This is a genomic window from Altererythrobacter sp. Root672, assembly GCF_001427865.1.
GTDB lineage: Bacteria > Pseudomonadota > Alphaproteobacteria > Sphingomonadales > Sphingomonadaceae > Croceibacterium_A.
Window position 1 is genome coordinate 1082929 of sequence record NZ_LMHH01000001.1, and the last position, 16027, is coordinate 1098955.

At 63.7% G+C, this 16027-nt stretch carries 14 protein-coding genes; 1 reads left to right on the top strand and 13 read right to left on the bottom strand.

The annotated features are described in order from the left end of the window. Positions 1–27 precede the first annotated feature (27 nt). From ASD76_RS05265 to ASD76_RS05280, 4 genes are all read right to left on the bottom strand, one after another. A complete protein-coding gene (locus ASD76_RS05265) occupies positions 28–1413 on the bottom strand; it encodes a sensor histidine kinase (RefSeq protein WP_055919473.1) in 1386 nt (461 codons plus the stop codon). 1 nt (position 1414) lies between these two features. After that, entirely contained in the window at positions 1415–2353 is a 939-nt protein-coding gene (locus ASD76_RS05270; RefSeq protein ID WP_055919477.1) for a hypothetical protein, read from the bottom strand. Positions 2354–2387: 34 nt separating this feature from the next. Beyond that, a complete protein-coding gene (locus ASD76_RS05275) occupies positions 2388–3554 on the bottom strand; it encodes a hypothetical protein (protein WP_055919480.1) in 1167 nt (388 codons plus the stop codon). 69 nt (positions 3555–3623) lie between these two features. Next, the gene (locus ASD76_RS05280; RefSeq protein ID WP_055919482.1) at positions 3624–3935 is read right to left on the bottom strand and encodes a hypothetical protein; all 312 of its coding nucleotides are present in this window, start codon (positions 3933–3935) and stop codon (positions 3624–3626) included. A gap of 89 nt (positions 3936–4024) precedes the next feature. Here ASD76_RS05280 and ASD76_RS05285 point away from each other — a divergent pair, with 89 nt between their 5' ends. Then, positions 4025–6586 (top strand): ATPase, encoded by a 2562-nt coding sequence (locus ASD76_RS05285; RefSeq protein WP_156457546.1) that lies wholly within the window; start codon positions 4025–4027, stop codon positions 6584–6586. Positions 6587–6589: 3 nt separating this feature from the next. Here the strand turns inward: ASD76_RS05285 and ASD76_RS05290 are convergent, their stop codons facing one another. The 9 genes from ASD76_RS05290 to ASD76_RS05330 are packed head-to-tail and all read right to left on the bottom strand — an operon-like array spanning position 6590 to position 16013. Then, positions 6590–6895 (bottom strand): DUF1467 family protein, encoded by a 306-nt coding sequence (locus ASD76_RS05290; protein ID WP_055919487.1) that lies wholly within the window; start codon positions 6893–6895, stop codon positions 6590–6592. 4 nt (positions 6896–6899) lie between these two features. After that, positions 6900–8549 (bottom strand): ribonuclease J, encoded by a 1650-nt coding sequence (locus ASD76_RS05295; protein WP_235506517.1) that lies wholly within the window; start codon positions 8547–8549, stop codon positions 6900–6902. Beyond that, on the bottom strand, positions 8546–9325 hold the full coding sequence (locus ASD76_RS05300; protein WP_055919490.1) for a type III pantothenate kinase: 780 nt from the start codon (positions 9323–9325) through the stop codon (positions 8546–8548). The genes ASD76_RS05295 and ASD76_RS05300 overlap by 4 nt, the downstream gene beginning before the upstream one ends. 3 nt (positions 9326–9328) lie before the next feature. After that, positions 9329–10063: a biotin--[acetyl-CoA-carboxylase] ligase gene (locus tag ASD76_RS05305; RefSeq protein ID WP_235506518.1), complete on the bottom strand. Its 735-nt coding sequence runs from the start codon at positions 10061–10063 to the stop codon at positions 9329–9331. Beyond that, positions 10056–11519 carry an NADH-quinone oxidoreductase subunit NuoN gene (nuoN, locus tag ASD76_RS05310; protein WP_055919493.1) on the bottom strand — a complete coding sequence of 488 codons (1464 nt, stop codon included), beginning with the start codon at positions 11517–11519 and terminating at the stop codon, positions 10056–10058. Before nuoN ends, ASD76_RS05305 begins: the two co-directional genes overlap by 8 nt. After that, positions 11519–13057, bottom strand: a complete 1539-nt coding sequence (locus ASD76_RS05315; RefSeq protein ID WP_055919496.1) for an NADH-quinone oxidoreductase subunit M — start codon at positions 13055–13057, stop codon at positions 11519–11521. Before ASD76_RS05315 ends, nuoN begins: the two co-directional genes overlap by 1 nt. Next, positions 13057–15087 (bottom strand): NADH-quinone oxidoreductase subunit L, encoded by a 2031-nt coding sequence (gene nuoL / locus ASD76_RS05320; RefSeq protein WP_055919499.1) that lies wholly within the window; start codon positions 15085–15087, stop codon positions 13057–13059. Before nuoL ends, ASD76_RS05315 begins: the two co-directional genes overlap by 1 nt. Before the next feature lie 3 nt (positions 15088–15090). After that, positions 15091–15396: an NADH-quinone oxidoreductase subunit NuoK gene (nuoK, locus tag ASD76_RS05325; RefSeq protein WP_055919502.1), complete on the bottom strand. Its 306-nt coding sequence runs from the start codon at positions 15394–15396 to the stop codon at positions 15091–15093. Continuing rightward, a complete protein-coding gene (locus ASD76_RS05330) occupies positions 15393–16013 on the bottom strand; it encodes an NADH-quinone oxidoreductase subunit J (protein ID WP_055919505.1) in 621 nt (206 codons plus the stop codon). The genes nuoK and ASD76_RS05330 overlap by 4 nt, the downstream gene beginning before the upstream one ends. Positions 16014–16027 lie beyond the last annotated feature (14 nt).

A 16027-nucleotide genomic window follows, 5' to 3' on the forward strand; every position in this document is an offset into this window, starting at 1 on the left:
TCTCCCTCAGGGAGAGGGCTTTGGGGGTCAATCGACAGCGGCAGGCAAATCCGCGGGTAAATCCAGCACGAAGCGCGCGCCTTGCCCGGGCGCGCTTTCGACGCTCAATTCGCCGCCCATCGCCCGTGCCAACTTGCGCGAGATGTAGAGGCCAAGGCCTGTCCCACCATCGCCGCTGCGGCCGAGCCGTTCGAACTTGTTGAACACCCGCGCCTGATGCGCTTCCGACAGACCCTCTCCCTGGTCCGCCACCACGATGCGAGCGATCTCGCCTTCGGTCTCGACCCGCAGCCACACGACTGAACCTTCGGGTGTATAGCGGATCGCGTTGCCGATCAGGTTCAGCAGGATCTGCAGGACTCGCCTGAACTCCCCAATCGCCGGGACCTTCTCACCCTTCTGCGGCGCATCAATGCGAATGCCCCGCTCGCGAGCACGCATACCCAGTATCCCGGCAGCCCGCCGAGCGAGATCGGAGAGGTCCACATGATCCGGGGCGGTGGTGAACTGCTCGTCCTCGACGACTTCCAGATCGGTCAGATCGTCGATCAGCGCCAGCAGGTGCTCCCCCGCCGAAGAGATGTCGGCTGCGTAATTGCTGTATTCCTCGGCGAGTGGACCCGCGAGCTGCGAGCGAATGGTCTCCGCATTGGCGATGATGCGGGCGATCGGCTGTCGCAAGACCGGCGCAATCTCTCCGCCCATGGCCGCGCTGAAGGTAGCGGGCGCTTCAACGGGAGGGACGCTGACCGGTTCATCCCGTTCCTCGGCCACGAAATAGAGCTCGAACCCAGTGCTTCCAGGCTCGGGAGCACCCAAGGGGATGAGATGCGCCTTCCAGTGCCGCACCGAACCCTGAATGCGCAGGCGGGCGCCATCCAACAGCCGCCAGTGAAGCGGCTGTTCGTGCGAGTTGCCCTCGAGCTCGACAAACTCCGTCCACGGGCGGCCGAGGCCCTGGCGCATTTCCGCGACAATGGTTGCCAGCTCAGGCGATTGGCTCTCCACGGACAACAAGTCCTGCCGCGGCCCCAAGCGGGCGGTCAGCTCCGCTATCTGTCGCGCGATCCCATTGCGGCGCTGAGAGGCTTCGCGCCCGTCGGAGTCCTGCAACGGAAGGATTTGCCAGTTCGACACGCCAATAGTGCACCCCTCCCCTTCGGGATCGGGTGAAATCTCGACCCAGGCCGTCACTTGCTCGTGGTCGTCCTGGGCCCGGATCGGCCGGGCGAGCCGCAGGCCGTAGAGCCGTGCCTTGCGCACCAGTTCGAGCAACGAAGGCGTGGCAATGATGCCGGGCAGTTCCCCGCCGCTGCGAAGCTGCAGGGTCGCCAGCGGTTCTTCCGCTTCGAGCAGCCAGTCGCGCCCGTCAGTGCGGGCGCGAGCTACGAAAGAGGTGCGCCGTACAGTCACTTCAGAAGGCCGCGCTCGCCCTGGGTGCCGAGAGCAGAAGCGCGGCGATCTCGGCCGGCATGGTTTCCACGCCCGCCGGCATGGCTGCTTCCGGATGCAGCGACAGGAGTTGCATGCGCACTTCCCGCGCGCTGAGACCGGCTACCCGCAAGGCGAGGCTCAGTCGGGCGGGCTGCCTGTCGACCATCGAAACGACCGCCAGGCTACGGTCCTGGTCGGATCGATAGGCCAGCGCCGTGGCAAAGGCTGATACGCCGGCTTGATCGACCGCGAGGGCGCGATCGGCTTGCTCAGCCAATCCTACGAGCAACCGCGTGAGCAGGCTGAGGCGCCCAGCGCCCTCATCGTAAGCCGCGCGTAGCGTTCGTTCGCCGTCTCCGGTGACGTCAGGATTGATTCGGCCAAGCATGAGAGCCCGGTGAAACAGGTCACCCGGCAATTCTCCGATCGGCAACTCCATCCGCCGATACTGTTGCATGAAGCGCGCCTGCGCAGCGAGCACCGCCATGGCTAGCGCCGCCTTTTCGGGGTTGCCGGAGGCCATGAGGTCCTGGATCAACGCCGGAGTGACAGGATCGAGACCGCTGCGGAACTGTAGGCGCTCGGCCAATTGGGCTTCGAGAACCAGAGTGTGCACGTGGGCCAGGAATGCCGGATCCTGAACGAGCGCCAAGGCCAGCGCATCCTGCCGCAAGGGGTCATGCCCTGCCTCAGAGGTCTCGTCATGCTCGGCCGCCAGGACTTGCGCCGCCACATCGAGTGACATTCCCCGGATCCGCGCGACCACTTCGTCGCTGAACAGGTCTTGCCCCTCGATCTGCAAGAGGTTCAGCAACACCGATCGCGCCCGCACGAGCGTGGCATCGCCGCGCGCGAGTTCGTCACGCAACGCGTGCGCGTTCGAGTCATCGGTTTGCCCAGCGATGGGAGCGTCGCTCATTAGCTCGCCATATCCGCATAGGGTTAAGCCCGCGTTAGCCGTGCACTGCGCCTATTCGCGCGGCATTCAGCCCAATCACCGCCAACCCGGCCACCATGATCGCCGGCTCCGCATAGCCAAATACCGCAGCAATCGCGAAAACCCCGGCGAGCAGCGCACGGTCGCCTATCGCATGGACGATCCGTGGCATTCCTTCGGGAGGTCGCAAGTAGAGCGATGCCAGCAAGACCGCCGGCGGGAACAAGCGATGTAGCCAGGTTCCTTCGATAGCGAGCACCGAACATGCCACGAGAGCGGCATCGACGAGTGTGGGTAGTATCAGGCTCGCTCGGCGCTGAGGGGGCCGGAAGCGGCCGTCGAGCAGGGGCAGTAGTCCCAGGGCGAGCTGGATAACCAGCGCGCCAAGGACGACAAGCACGAGACCGAGCGGCGCATAGCCAAACCAACTTGCCGCCACGGCGCCCAACAAGAGGACCGTGGCACCACCGGCGAGGCTCGCAAACGATTGCTTCCGTTCGAGAAACCATGGCGCCAACGGGCGTAGCGCCTTCCCGGCAAGAAAAGCCGACAGGCCTTGAGACGCATTTGATTTCAGGCGGCGGTCCAACCACGCCTGGCCGACGGTCTCGGCGTCACCACCTTCTCCCACGATTACCCAAGATCCGTCTGTAATCGCTTGATCCGAAAGCCTTGCCTCAGGCACACGGGACTGCAGGGCCACTCGCAAGAGTGCCGAGGTCACTTCGATGTCCGCCGGTAATTCCGCCAGGCGCTCTACCAGCCCGCCAGGCACGACAGCCGCACCGGCCCAGGCCCGTTCGAGATCGATCCGCTCGAACCCTGCCGCAACCCCAGAGGAGGCCGGCAGGACGAGCACGACGTTGCTCTTGGCCAGCACCGGCAGCGCCGCGCGCTCGTCAGGCAGCAGGCCGGGCGCGATGACCATGAGTTCATCCGCGGCCCGAATCGTGCCAAGCAAGCCATGACTGTTGCCGACCGCCAGGAATTGGGCGCCGGCGTCTTCCGCGGCATGGCGGAGCGTGATGACGTCAGGCAGGCTGCCGATCGCGATGATCCGCTCGCAACCGGCTGCGAGCGCAAACTCAAGCTGCCGCTCGGCTACGGACTTGCCGGCGACCAGCAAGGCTGCGCCGCCTCGATCGCGCGGCTGTCCGGTAATCGAAATCAGGGCAGCGCGCACCCTCCACCTCCCCGCAACAGGCGAGTACGACCTACGCGGTCGTTCCGAACCTGCCAAGCGAGGAGACTATCAGGAAAGGCGTTCGGCCGTGAAGCGGTTCAATAGCAAGTTTAGTTTGCGGACCGCCATGGGGTCGCCAGGGGCGCTGTTGAGCGCCTCGTCGGCAAGGTCAACCAGTTCCGAGACATGAAAACTCGTACCGAGCCCTTTGATCCGCATGGCCGCGACTTCCCAGTTCCCATCGCAACGCGAACGGCCGAGCAAGTCGATCTGCTGTGCCAGGCTCTCCAGGAACGCAGCTCGGAGCTCTTCGCGCAAGGCGACGTCGTCCCCCGCAGCGGCGGCCAAATTCGAGTCAAAGTCTCCGGATGCGTAAGCCATCTGTCCTCCATGGTGGAAGATGGTTAAGGCGGGGTTTATCACTTAGGTCACTGTGGTAGTTTACCCAAATGGCAGGCAGGAAAAACCTCGTGGCGCTCGGTAGCGAAACCCAACTCGAAAACGAGGCCGAGATCGCGCAAGCCGCGCAGCCGGCAGAGAATGTTCGCGCGGACGACCTCGCGGGCGCATTCGACGAAGAGTGGGTGGAAGACCAACAGCCGGGGCGCTTCAGCCCGCTTGGTTGGCTGCTTCCAGCACTTGCGGGTCTGGCTGTCATGGGCTGGACCGGATTTTTCGGGTGGGTCCACCGAGAGACCCTGCTGAATGGCGCGAGCCCGGCGCAATGGGCTGACTGGATCGTCGACTGGTCCGTCCCCGTGCTGCTGGTCATTGGCGTGTGGCTGCTTGCCATGCGCAACAGCCGTCGCGAGGCCGTCCGTTTCGGCGAGGCGGCGCAAGCTTTGTCGCATGAGTCGGCACTCCTCGAACGACGCCTGGTGACCGTAAATCGCGAACTTAGCCTGGCTCGCGACTTCATCGCCGCCCAGTCACGCGACCTTGAATCGCTTGGCCGAGTGGCGAGCGATCGCCTGTCGCAGAATGCCGACCGGCTGCAGACGCTGATCCAGGACAACGGCGCCCAGGTCGAAGCGATCGGACGGGTCAGCACCACGGCGCTGGAGAACATGGACCGTCTGCGCGACGATCTGCCCGTCATCTCCAACTCCGCCCGCGACGTTGCCAGCCAGATCGGCCATGCCGGCGGCGTGGCGAAGGATCAGCTCGACGAGCTGGTAGCCGGCTTCAACCGGTTGAACGAATTTGGCGAAGCGAGCAGCCGGCAGGTTTCGAACTTGCGCGGAAAAGTCGACGAAGCCCTGCAGGCGTTCACCGCCCAGGCGGCCCAGCTCGACGAGATTGCAGCTAACCGTTTCGCCACCCTCGCAGAGCGTAGCGCCGCCTTCCGGGGCGAGCTCGACAGCCGCGAGGTCGAGGCGTTCGCCGCGATCCGCCGCCGGGCTGACACCCTGCGCGAAGAGCTGCAAGCGCGCCGCGATGATTACGACCTCGCTGAGGACGCCACGTTGACTGCCCTGCGCGAACGCATGAACGTGTTGCGCGACGAAGGCGCCCGCGTGGCGGAAACCTTGCGCAGTGGCGAGAACGAAGCCGCCGCGGCCTGGTCGAACGCGGTAACCGAGCTCGAACAACGCATGATCGAAGCGATCCAGCGCGTTCGTGACGTCGATGCCAAGGCGATGGAAAACGCCCAAGGCCGCCTCGCCGCGCTCAGCGCCGAAGCTGAACGCATTGATACCACCATCGTGGACCGCGTTCAGGCCTTCCAACAGCATCTCGAACAACGTCATGTCGAAGCGTCGGAACGCGAAACAGCAGCTCTGGCTTCGATGCAGGAACGCCTCTCTGCCTTCGACACCCAGATTTCGGAGCGGCAGGAAGAACACCTCGCCCATGTCGCCGGCCTCGCTGAACGAGGCGAAGCCCTCGCAGAGCGCCTTGCCGGCCTGAGTGCGGAAATGGAGCGCCTTGAGCGCCAGGGCCGCTTCACCCAGGATGGCCTGACCGAGGCCGCCGCCGGACTTGTCGAGCGACTGGTCGAAAGCCAGAACCTGATCGCGAACAGCGGTAAGGAACTGATCCGCCTGACCGACGACAGCGTTCGACTACTCGAACTGATCCGTTCTAGTGCCGAACACAGCGGTGAAAAGCTCCCACAGTCGCTCGGCGAAGCAGAGCGTCGACTGCAATCGTTCGAGAAGCAGGCAGCCGCGCTGACTGCGCTGATCAATGAAGCCGGTGACAAGGGTGCGGCCCTGGTCGACCATGTGGCAACCGCTCAAGAGCAAGGCTCGGCTACCCTGGTTCAGCTATCGACACTTGAGTCCCGCCTGTCCGACCTCGCTGGAGCCACCGAGAGCCTGGCCGACCATGCCCGCGGCGAGCTAGTGGCAGCGATCGAAACGCTTGAACAGGCGACGGGCGGCGTAGTCGCGAACCTGCAAGGCCAGCATTCGGAGGCCGTGCGGGCTCTGGCCGAGCGCATCGGAAGCGAAAGCAGCGCCGCGATCGACGAGGCCCTGCGCGTTCATGCGTCGGAAGCGATCGAAGAACTGCAGGCGGCAGCGAAGCAGGCCAGCGAGGCAGGCCGGGCGACGACGGTCCAGCTTCGCGATCAACTGTCAGCGGTCAACGAACTGGCGGGCAACCTCGAACGCCGGGTGGCTCATGCGCGACAGCGCGCCGAAGAGCAGGTCGACAACGACTTCGCCCGCCGCATGGCTTTGATAACCGAAAGCCTGAATTCGAGCGCCATCGATATCACTAAGTCGCTCGATACCGATGTCACGGATACGGCCTGGGCGAGCTATCTGCGTGGTGACCGCGGCATCTTCACCCGCCGCGCCGTTCGCCTGCTCAACACCCAGGAAGTCCGCGCAATTGCCGACATCTATCAGGAAGACGGGGACTTCCGCGAAACGGTCAATCGCTACATCCACGACTTCGAAGCCATGCTGCGCAACGTGCTTTCGACGCGGGATGGCCACGCGCTGGCGGTCACCCTGTTGTCGTCGGATATGGGCAAACTCTACGTGGCGCTGGCCCAAGCGATCGAACGCCTGAGGACCTGACGCCTAGCGCTGCTCGTCAGGCCGCTGCTCGTCGGGATAGCCAATCCACTCCCCGAAGAAATCCAGGTCCGCCGGTTCGATCCAGCCATAGACGTAATTGGCGACGTAGAGCCCGCACAGAACCACCGATAGCACGGTCGCCCGCAACGCGAGCTTGCCGGGTTGGAAGTTGGCCGGGGCGCTGTCTGCTTGCCCCGGAATCTTCTCTAGCCCGGCCTCGTCATGGGTCTTGATCCCGAACGGAAGCAGCAGGAATGCGCTCATGACCCAAAACAGCGCGTAGATCGCGACCACCGACGTCCAGTTCATCGCTTCACTCCGCCGGCAGCAGGACTTTGGTCTGCGGCTTCTTGCCCGACCATCGTTGGGCCGCGCGCCGCGCAGCAAGGCGGGCCGCTTCCGAGATTGACTCCGGGTCACGCGCCGCCGCGCCCTTCAGCCGCTTGAGAGCCTGAGCGACGTCCGCTTCGGCTTCAGAGACGAACTCGGCGTAATCCTCGTCCAAAGGCAAGCCGAGGCCATGGACCTGGGCCCCGCCCTTCCCGTCTAACGCCACGATCACCAGGCCGTCGCGCGCCAGGCGGCGGCGAGTAGTGATTGCATCCCCATCTGCCGGTACGACAATGTCGCCATCGAGCACGAGCCGGCCGGTATGTACCGACGCGAGCTTTCCCGGCCTGCCCGGAGCAAGGCGAACAATGTCGCCGTTCTTCTGGAACACCGTATCCGGAATCCCGCTGGCACTGCCCAGGCGCGCCTGTTCGTGCATGTGACGGATCTCACCGTGAACCGGCACCAGGATCTTCGGCTTCAACCAACTATACAGCGCTTCCAGTTCCGGGCGCCCGGGATGACCGGACACGTGGATCATGCTCTGGCGGTCCGAAACCATCTGGATGCCCCGCTCGGCCAGCTGGTTCTGGACCTTGCCGATGGCAAGCTCGTTGCCGGGGATCTGGCGGCTCGAGAACAGCACCACATCGCCTTCAGTCAGGCTGATCGGGTGGCTGTCGTCGGCAATGCGCGCAAGCGCCGCCCGGGGCTCTCCCTGGCCCCCGGTGGCGATGATAAGGACTTTGCCGCGCGGCAGGTCCATGGCGGTATCGAAATCGATCGGTTCGGGCAGGTCGCCCAAATAGCCGTTGGCCTGCGACACTTCGATCATCCGATCGAGCGACCGCCCGGCTACGCACAGTTGACGTCCAGTCTCTCGCGCCACGCGCCCGAGCGTCTGCAAGCGTGCGACGTTAGACGCGAACGTGGTGACCAGCACTCGCTTGCCGGCGTGCCGCTGCACTTCTTCCAGCAGCCCGCGATAGACTGCACCCTCAGAGCCGGACGGCAGCGGGTTGAAGACGTTAGTGGAATCGCAGACCATCGCCAGGATGCCCTCGTCTCCGAGCTGCGTCAGTTCCTCTTCGGTGGCGGGCTGTCCGATCAAGGGCTCTTCGTCGAGCTTCCAGTCACCAGTGTGGAACACGCGCCCAAAGGGGGTCTCGATCAGCAGGGCATTCCCCTCGGCGATCGAGTGGGCCAGCGGGATATAGGTGATCTCAAAGGGACCGAGGGCGATCGATCCATGGTCTTCCTCAACCACGATCAGTTCGACCTCGTCCGTGATCCCAGCTTCGTCGAGCTTGCGGCGCACCAGATCGGCGGTGAACGGCGTCGCGTAGAGCGGAACACCAAGGTCGGCAGCGAAGTAAGGCACCGCGCCGATGTGGTCTTCATGCGCGTGGGTGAGGACGATGCCTAGCAGATCCTCTCGCCGTTCCTCGATGAACTCGGGGTCGGCGAAGATGAGCTCGGTGCCCGGATACTCGGCCGCGCCGAAGCTCATGCCGAGGTCGACCATCAGCCATTTGCCGCGGCAACCGTAGAGATTGACGTTCATGCCGATCTCGCCCGACCCGCCAAGTGCAAGGAACAGCAGTTCGTCTTCTGGTGCAAAGTTTTTCTTCAACGCAATGCGGCCCTTTCGGCGAGAATGGCCATGCCCTTGAGTGTCAGGTCGGGGTCAACGGCTTCAAAAATTTGAGTGTGCTCATCGAACAGCAACGCCAGTCCACCGGTCGCGATCACTTTGGCTGGACGGCCGATTTCGGTCTGAAGGCGGGCGATCAACCCTTCCATCATCGCGACATAACCCCAGAACACCCCGATCAACATTTGGTCCTCGGTATTTCGTCCAATCACAGATTGGCCACGTGGGGCCTCGATGGCGATCCGGGGCAACTTGGCTGTGTTGTTGACCAAGGCGTCGAGCGAGAGGTTGATGCCGGGCGCGATGATGCCGCCCTTATAGGTGCCGTTGAAATCGATCACGTCGAAGGTCGTCGCAGTCCCGAAGTCGATGACGAGCAGGTCGCCTTCCCAGCCTGCGTGCGCGGCGATGGCATTCACCGCGCGGTCCGCCCCCAGCGTACGGGGATCGTCGACATCGATCTGGAAGTCCCACGCGGCCTGGCCCTCGCCAGCGATCAGCGGCGTTAGGCCGAAGTACTTCTCGCCCAGAACGTCGAGGTTATGCCGCGCCCGAGGGACGACAGTCGAGACGATCATCTGCGTCACCGCACTCCGATCGATCCCCTCGATGGCCATGAGTTGCAATAGCCAGACGGCATATTCGTCACCCGTCCGGCGAGGATCGGTCGCGATCCGCCAACGGGTGCGAATGTCGCGCCCTTCGAACAGGGCGAAAACCACGTTGGTATTACCGACATCGACCGCGAGCAGCATCGGTCAGCCTCCCTCGATCGTTACATCACCCGCATGAACCACACGCACGGTGCCATCGGCAAGGCGCAAGCGGAGCGCACCGTCGGGTTCGAGGCCGGCGAACTCTCCGGTCTCGCGAACACCATCTGCGTTATGGACCGCAAGCTGCGATCCAAGCGGATGTGCTGCGGCGAGCCAGCGCTTCAGCAACGGCTCGGTTCCATACTGGCGCCAACGCTCCAGTTCACGGTCGAATGAGATGGCGAGGTCGCGTGCGAAGGCATCCCTGTCAGGTGCCGGCCCTCGCTGGGCCAGATAGCCCGTCGTTCGATCCGAAAGCTGCGGTGCGACGCTCAAGTTCACGCCGATTCCGACGACCGCGACGCTGCCGGACCTCTCCAGCAGGATGCCCGCGATCTTGGCTCCCCCCAGCAGCAGGTCATTGGGCCATTTGAGCTGTAAGGCCTGAGGCGTCGCCACGTGATTGAGGACCGCCTCATAAGTGGCCAGCGCCGCCGCAAACGACAGGGTCGGCGCCGGCGGGTCCTGCGGATAGAGGTGGACCGTCGTCGAGCCCATAAAGTTGCCCGGACCATCAAGCCACGAGCGCCCTTGCCGTCCCCGCCCGGCAATCTGCCGTTCCGCTACCAGCCACATCCCTTCCTCGACAGGCTCGAGAGCCGAGAGGCGCTGGAGGAGATCGGCGCTGGTCGAGCCCGTCTTTTCGATGAGCTCGATGCGGATGGGTTTGTCAGGCAAGGAGGAACAGCGCAGCCGCCGCGCCGTCTGCCAGTTTGCCGAGCCAAGCCGTCAGCAGGTAGCCCAGCGGCGAGACCACGACCGCGCTGATCGCCAGCAGCGCCCAGTGCGCCCAGTCGCTCTTGCCCCGGATGGTGTCGGCAGGCTCGTCGAAGAACATGATCTTGACGATCTTGATGTAGTAGAACGCACCGATCACCGAAGCCGCAATGCCGATCGCGGCGAGCGCGATGAGGTTGGCCTGCACCGCGGCCTGGAACACCACGAACTTACCCCAGAAGCCGAACAGCGGCGGGATGCCGGCAAGACTGAACATCAGCATCGCGAGGCACCAGGCCAGCGCAGGGCGTGTCCTCGAGAGGCCCGCCAAGTCGGCGATCCCTTCGATCGGAGTGTCGTCCTCAGCGCGCATCATCAGCACGGCCACAAAGCTGCCCACCGTCATCGCGACGTAGATCGCAAGGTAGACGAGCAGGCCGCTCACACCCTTAGGCGTGGCGCAGGCCAGGCCGATGAGGATGAAGCCGACGTTGTTGATCGACGAATAGGCCAGCAGTCGCTTGATGTTCGACTGGCCGATGGCGCCAAGAGCACCGACGACGATCGAGGCGAGAGCGGCGAAGATCACCACCTGCCGCCAAGCGTCAGCCTGGCTACCGAAGGCTTCGATCGCCACACGGGTGGTCAGCGCGACTGCTGCGACCTTGGGGGCGCTGGCGAAGAAGGCCGTAACCGGCGTCGGCGCGCCTTCGTAGACGTCGGGCGTCCACATGTGGAACGGAACCGCGCTGATCTTGAAGGCGAGGCCGGCAAACACGAACACCAGGCCGAACAAAGTGCCGCCGCTAAGACCACCGCTCACCGCCGCGCTGATGCCTTGGAAGTTTATCGTGCCGGTGAAGCCATAAGTCAGGCTCATGCCGAACAGCAGGATGCCGCTGGCAAGCGCGCCAAGCACGAAATACTTGAGCCCCGCTTCCGAGGAACGGCTATCGCTGCGCAGGAAGGCAGCGAGGACATAAGCCGAGAGCGAGTTCATCTCGAGCCCGATGTACAGCGTCAGCAAGTCGCCGGCAGAGACCATCAAGCTCATGCCCACCGTGGCGAACAGGATGAGCACCGGGTACTCCGCCTTCATCGAGCCGGTCCGGCCGAAGAAGGCCGGTGCAACCACCAGCGCCGCGCCGCTCGCCGCGTAGATCAGGAGCTTGGCGAACCCGGCAAAGGCGTCCGCACGGAACTGCCCGAAGAAGGCTACCGTATCGGGTCCGGAAGCACCGGCACAGACGGCGGGCGCAACCAGGAAGAAGCAGGCACCCAGCGCCACGCAGGCCGCGATGCTGATAGCGCTCGACGCCTTGTCACCAACCCATGCCGCCACGAGCAGCAGCGCGAGGCCTGTGAGCGACAAGATCAGCTCGGGAAGGATCAGTCCAAGAGAGGCCACGAAATCCATTAGTGCGCCCCCTCGTGCGCTTCAGTTGTCGCTTCTGCTTTCGCCGGAGCGGCTTTGCTTATTACGAGGCGAGCATCGCCATCCGGTGCGGCGCGGGCGACCCGGGCGTTGAGCGCCTGGATGTCTGCCCGCATCGGCGCGAGGAAGCTCTCCGGATAGACACCCATCCACAGGACCGCTGCGGCGATCGGGCCGAGCATGAGCCACTCACGCCAGGAAAGGTCCGGCATGGCGGCAGCATCGGCGTTCTTCTGATCGCCGAATACCACGCGACGGTAGAGGTAGAGCATGTAGGCGGCACCAAGGATGATGCCGGTCGTGCACACGAACGCCACCCAACTCGACACCTGGTAGATGCCCGCAAGGCTCAGGAACTCGCCGACGAAGCCGCTCGTGCCCGGGAGCCCGATGCTGGCCATCGTGAACAGCATGAAGAACAGCGCGTACTTCGGCATGTTGATCGCAAGGCCGCCGTAACGGTCGATCTCGCGAGTGTGCAGGCGGTCGTAGATCACACCGACGCAGAGGAACAACGCGCCCGATACCAGGCCGTGGCTCAGCATCACGATCATCGAGCCTTCAAGGCCCTGCACGTTGAAGGAGAACAGGCCAACCGTCACGATCGCCATGTGGGCGACCGAGGAATAGGCGATGAGCTTCTTCATGTCGTGCTGGACCAGCGCGATGAGGCTGGTGACGACAACGGCGATCATCGACAGGGCGAAGATCACCCACATCAGCTGTGCGCTGGCTTCGGGGAACATCGGCAGGCTGAAACGGATGAAGCCATAGCCGCCCATCTTCAGCAACACGCCCGCCAGAATGACGGAACCCGCCGTCGGCGCCTGCACGTGGGCGTCAGGCAACCACGTATGGACCGGCCACATCGGCATCTTCACCGCGAAGCTGGCGAAGAAGGCCAGCCAGAGCCAGGTCTGCGCCTTCACCGGGAAGTCGTAGGCCATCAAGGTCGGGATGTCGGTCGTGCCGGCTTCGTTCGCCATCCACAGCATCGCGATCAGCATCAGCACCGAGCCGAGCAGTGTGTAGAGGAAGAACTTGTAGGCCGCGTAAATTCGGTTCGCGCCGCCCCAGATACCGATGATCAGGTACATCGGGATCAGGCCGGCTTCGAAGAAGATGTAGAACAGGTACAGGTCCTGCGCGGCGAACACGCCGATCATCAGCGTTTCCATGAACAGGAACGCGGCCATGTATTCGCCAACGCGCTTGTCGATCGACGCGCTTGCCAGGATGCAGATCGGCATCAGGAACACGCTCAGCACGATGAGCATGAGAGCGATACCGTCGATCCCAAGCGCCCAGCTGAAGCCGGCAAAGATCGGTGCCCGTTCCGTGAACTGCCACTGCGGCCCACCGATATCGAAGTTGGCCCACAGCACGATGCCAAACGCCAGATTGATCAGCGTGGCAGCGAGCGCGATCGTACGCGCCGCCTTGTCACCCACGAACAGGCAGGCAGCCGCACCGAGCATCGGGACCAGCAACATCAGCGAAAGAATGGGAAAACCCTCCATCAGACGAGTACCCAGCTGATCGCGGCGACAAGGCCAAGCAGCATGACCAGCGCATAAGTGGTCAGGTTGCCGGATTGGGCCAGACGAGCGCCAACAGCGCCCTTCTCGACCACCCAGGCGGCGCCATCGGGGCCGAAGCGGTCGATCAGACCCTCATCACCACGCTTCCAGAGCTGGCGGCCAAGCCAGAAGGCCGGACGGACGAACAGGAAGTCGTAGATCTCGTCGAAATACCACTTGTTGTACAGGAACCGGTAGACCGGGCCGAGCTGCTCGGCAGTCTTGCCGGGGAGCGAGCTCTTTCGGCCATAGGCCAGCCAGGCCAAGCTCAGGCCGATCAGCATCACCACAGAGGCGGTGAACTTCACCCAGGTCGGAACCTGATGCATCGCGTGCATGATGTGCTCGTTCCAGGCGATCGCCCCGTTCCAGAACTTGGGATCTTCGAGGAACGAGGTGTGGAACACGTAGCCCGCGAAGATCGCGCCGATCGATAGCAGCACCAGCGGAACGAGCATCGACCACGGGCTCTCGTGCGGATGATAACCCGCCGTGCCCTCGTGCGGGTGGACCTCGGCGTGCGCGGTGTCGCCATGCTCTTCGTCCGGGCTTTCGTGATGCCCGTGAACGGCGTGCTGGATGTGCTCGCTATCGGCCCAACGCGCCTTGCCCCAGAAGGTCAGGAACATCAGGCGCCAGGAATAGAAGCTCGTCAGCAGCGCCGCGAAGGCACCGAGCCAGAAAGCCGCGCGGCCGACGTCATTGCCGCTGGCATAGGCCGCCTCGATGATGGCGTCCTTGGAATAGAAGCCCGCAAAGCCGAACACGCCCGCAAAGCCCACGCCGGTGATCGCCAGCGTACCGGCCAGCATCGCCCAGAACGTAATCGGGATATGCTTACGCAGGTCGCCGTAATACCGCATGTCCTGCTCGTGGTGCATGGCATGGATGACCGAGCCTGCGCCCAGGAACAGCAGCGCCTTGAAGAAGGCGTGCGTGAACAGGTGGAACATCGCCGCGCCATAAGCGCCAACACCAGCAGCGAAGAACATGTAGCCGAGCTGCGAGCAGGTCGAATAAGCGATGACCCGCTTGATATCCCACTGCGTCGTGCCGACCGTTGCCGCGAACAGACAGGTGGCTGCGCCGATGAAGGTCACGAAGCCGAGCGCCACTGGCGCAGCCTCGAACATCGGCGAAAGGCGGCAGACCATGAACACGCCTGCTGTCACCATGGTCGCGGCGTGGATCAGCGCGGAGACCGGGGTCGGGCCTTCCATCGCGTCCGGCAACCAGGTGTGCAGGCCGAGCTGGGCCGACTTGCCCATGGCGCCGACGAAAAGCAGCAGGCACAGGATCGTCATCGTGTCGAACCGCGTGCCGAGGAAGGTGATGTGCGACACGCCCTTCATCGCCGGAGCGGCGGCCAGAATCTCGGGGATCGATGTCGTCTGGAACACCAGGAACGTGCCGAAGATGCCGAGCATGAAGCCAAGGTCGCCGACGCGGTTGACCACGAAGGCCTTGATCGCAGCAGCGTTGGCGCTCGGCTTCTTGAACCAGAAGCCGATCAGCAAGTAGCTGGCGAGGCCGACGCCTTCCCAACCGAAGAACATCTGCACCAGGTTGTCCGCCGTCACGAGCATGAGCATCGCGAAGGTGAACAAGCTGAGATAGGCGAAGAAGCGCGGCTGATCCGCGTCCTCGGCCATGTAACCCCAGGAATAGAGGTGCACGAGCGCCGAGACACTGGTGATCACAACCAGCATCACCGCCGTCAGCGCATCGACCCGCAGCGCCCAGTCGAACGTCAGTGTGCCAGAGGCGACCCACTTCATCACCGGAACCACAGTCGCGTCGGCATTGTGTCCGAGATAGCTGATAAAGATCGGCCAACTCAGCCCCGCGGCAATGAACAAGCCGGCCGTCGTGAGCGACTTGGCCACGACATTGCCGAGCATGCGGTTGCCGAGACCGGCAACGATAGCGGCCAGCAGCGGCAGGAATACGATAACCAGGATAGGGTGCACGTCTTAGCCCTTCAGCCGGTCGACGCTATCGACGGCAATCGTGCCGCGGCCGCGGAAGTAGATGACGAGGATCGCGAGACCGATTGCCGCTTCACCGGCGGCCACGGTCAGCACGAACATCGCAAAAATCTGGCCGGTCAGGTCGCCAAGGAAGGCGCTGAAAGCCACGAAGTTGATGTTCACAGACAGCAAGATCAGCTCGATCGCCATGAGGATGACGATGACGTTCTTGCGGTTGAGGAAGATGCCGAGGACGCCGAGCACGAACAGGATCGAGCTCACGACCACGAAATGTTCGATCCCGATCACAGCTCCACCCCCTGCCCGACTTCGGGCCTCGTGTTGACGGTTGCCTCGCTCGGCTTGCGCGCGACCTGCTTTGAGATGTTCTGCTGCCCGCGCGTCGCTCGAGCCGTGCGATGCGTCAGCACGATGGCGCCGATCATCGCCACGAGCAGGATGATGCCGGCGCTTTCGAACAGGAACAGGTAGCGGCCGTAGAGCAGCGCACCGATGCTCTCGATATTGCTGCGGTCGAGCAGCGGCGCAGCGCTGCCGTCAGGCGTGCCAAGCTGCAAGGCTCCCGCGCGATAGGCACCGATACCGAGCACCAGTTCTGCGAGCAGGGCCACGGCGATCAGGATGCCGAGCGGGAAGTTCTTCATGAAGCCTGCCCGAAGTTCAGAGAAATCGATGTCGAGCATCATCACGACGAACAGGAACAGCACCGCGATCGCGCCCACGTAGACGATGATCAGCAGCATGGCGATGAACTCGGCCCCGGCGATGACCATCAGACCCGCGGCGTTGAAGAACGCCAGGATCAGCCACAGCACCGAATGGACCGGGTTGCGCGCAAGGATGGTGAAGGCGCCAGAGGCGATCACCATGGCGGCGAAGAGGTAAAAGGCGATTGTCTGGATCATGGATCGCGGGCCGC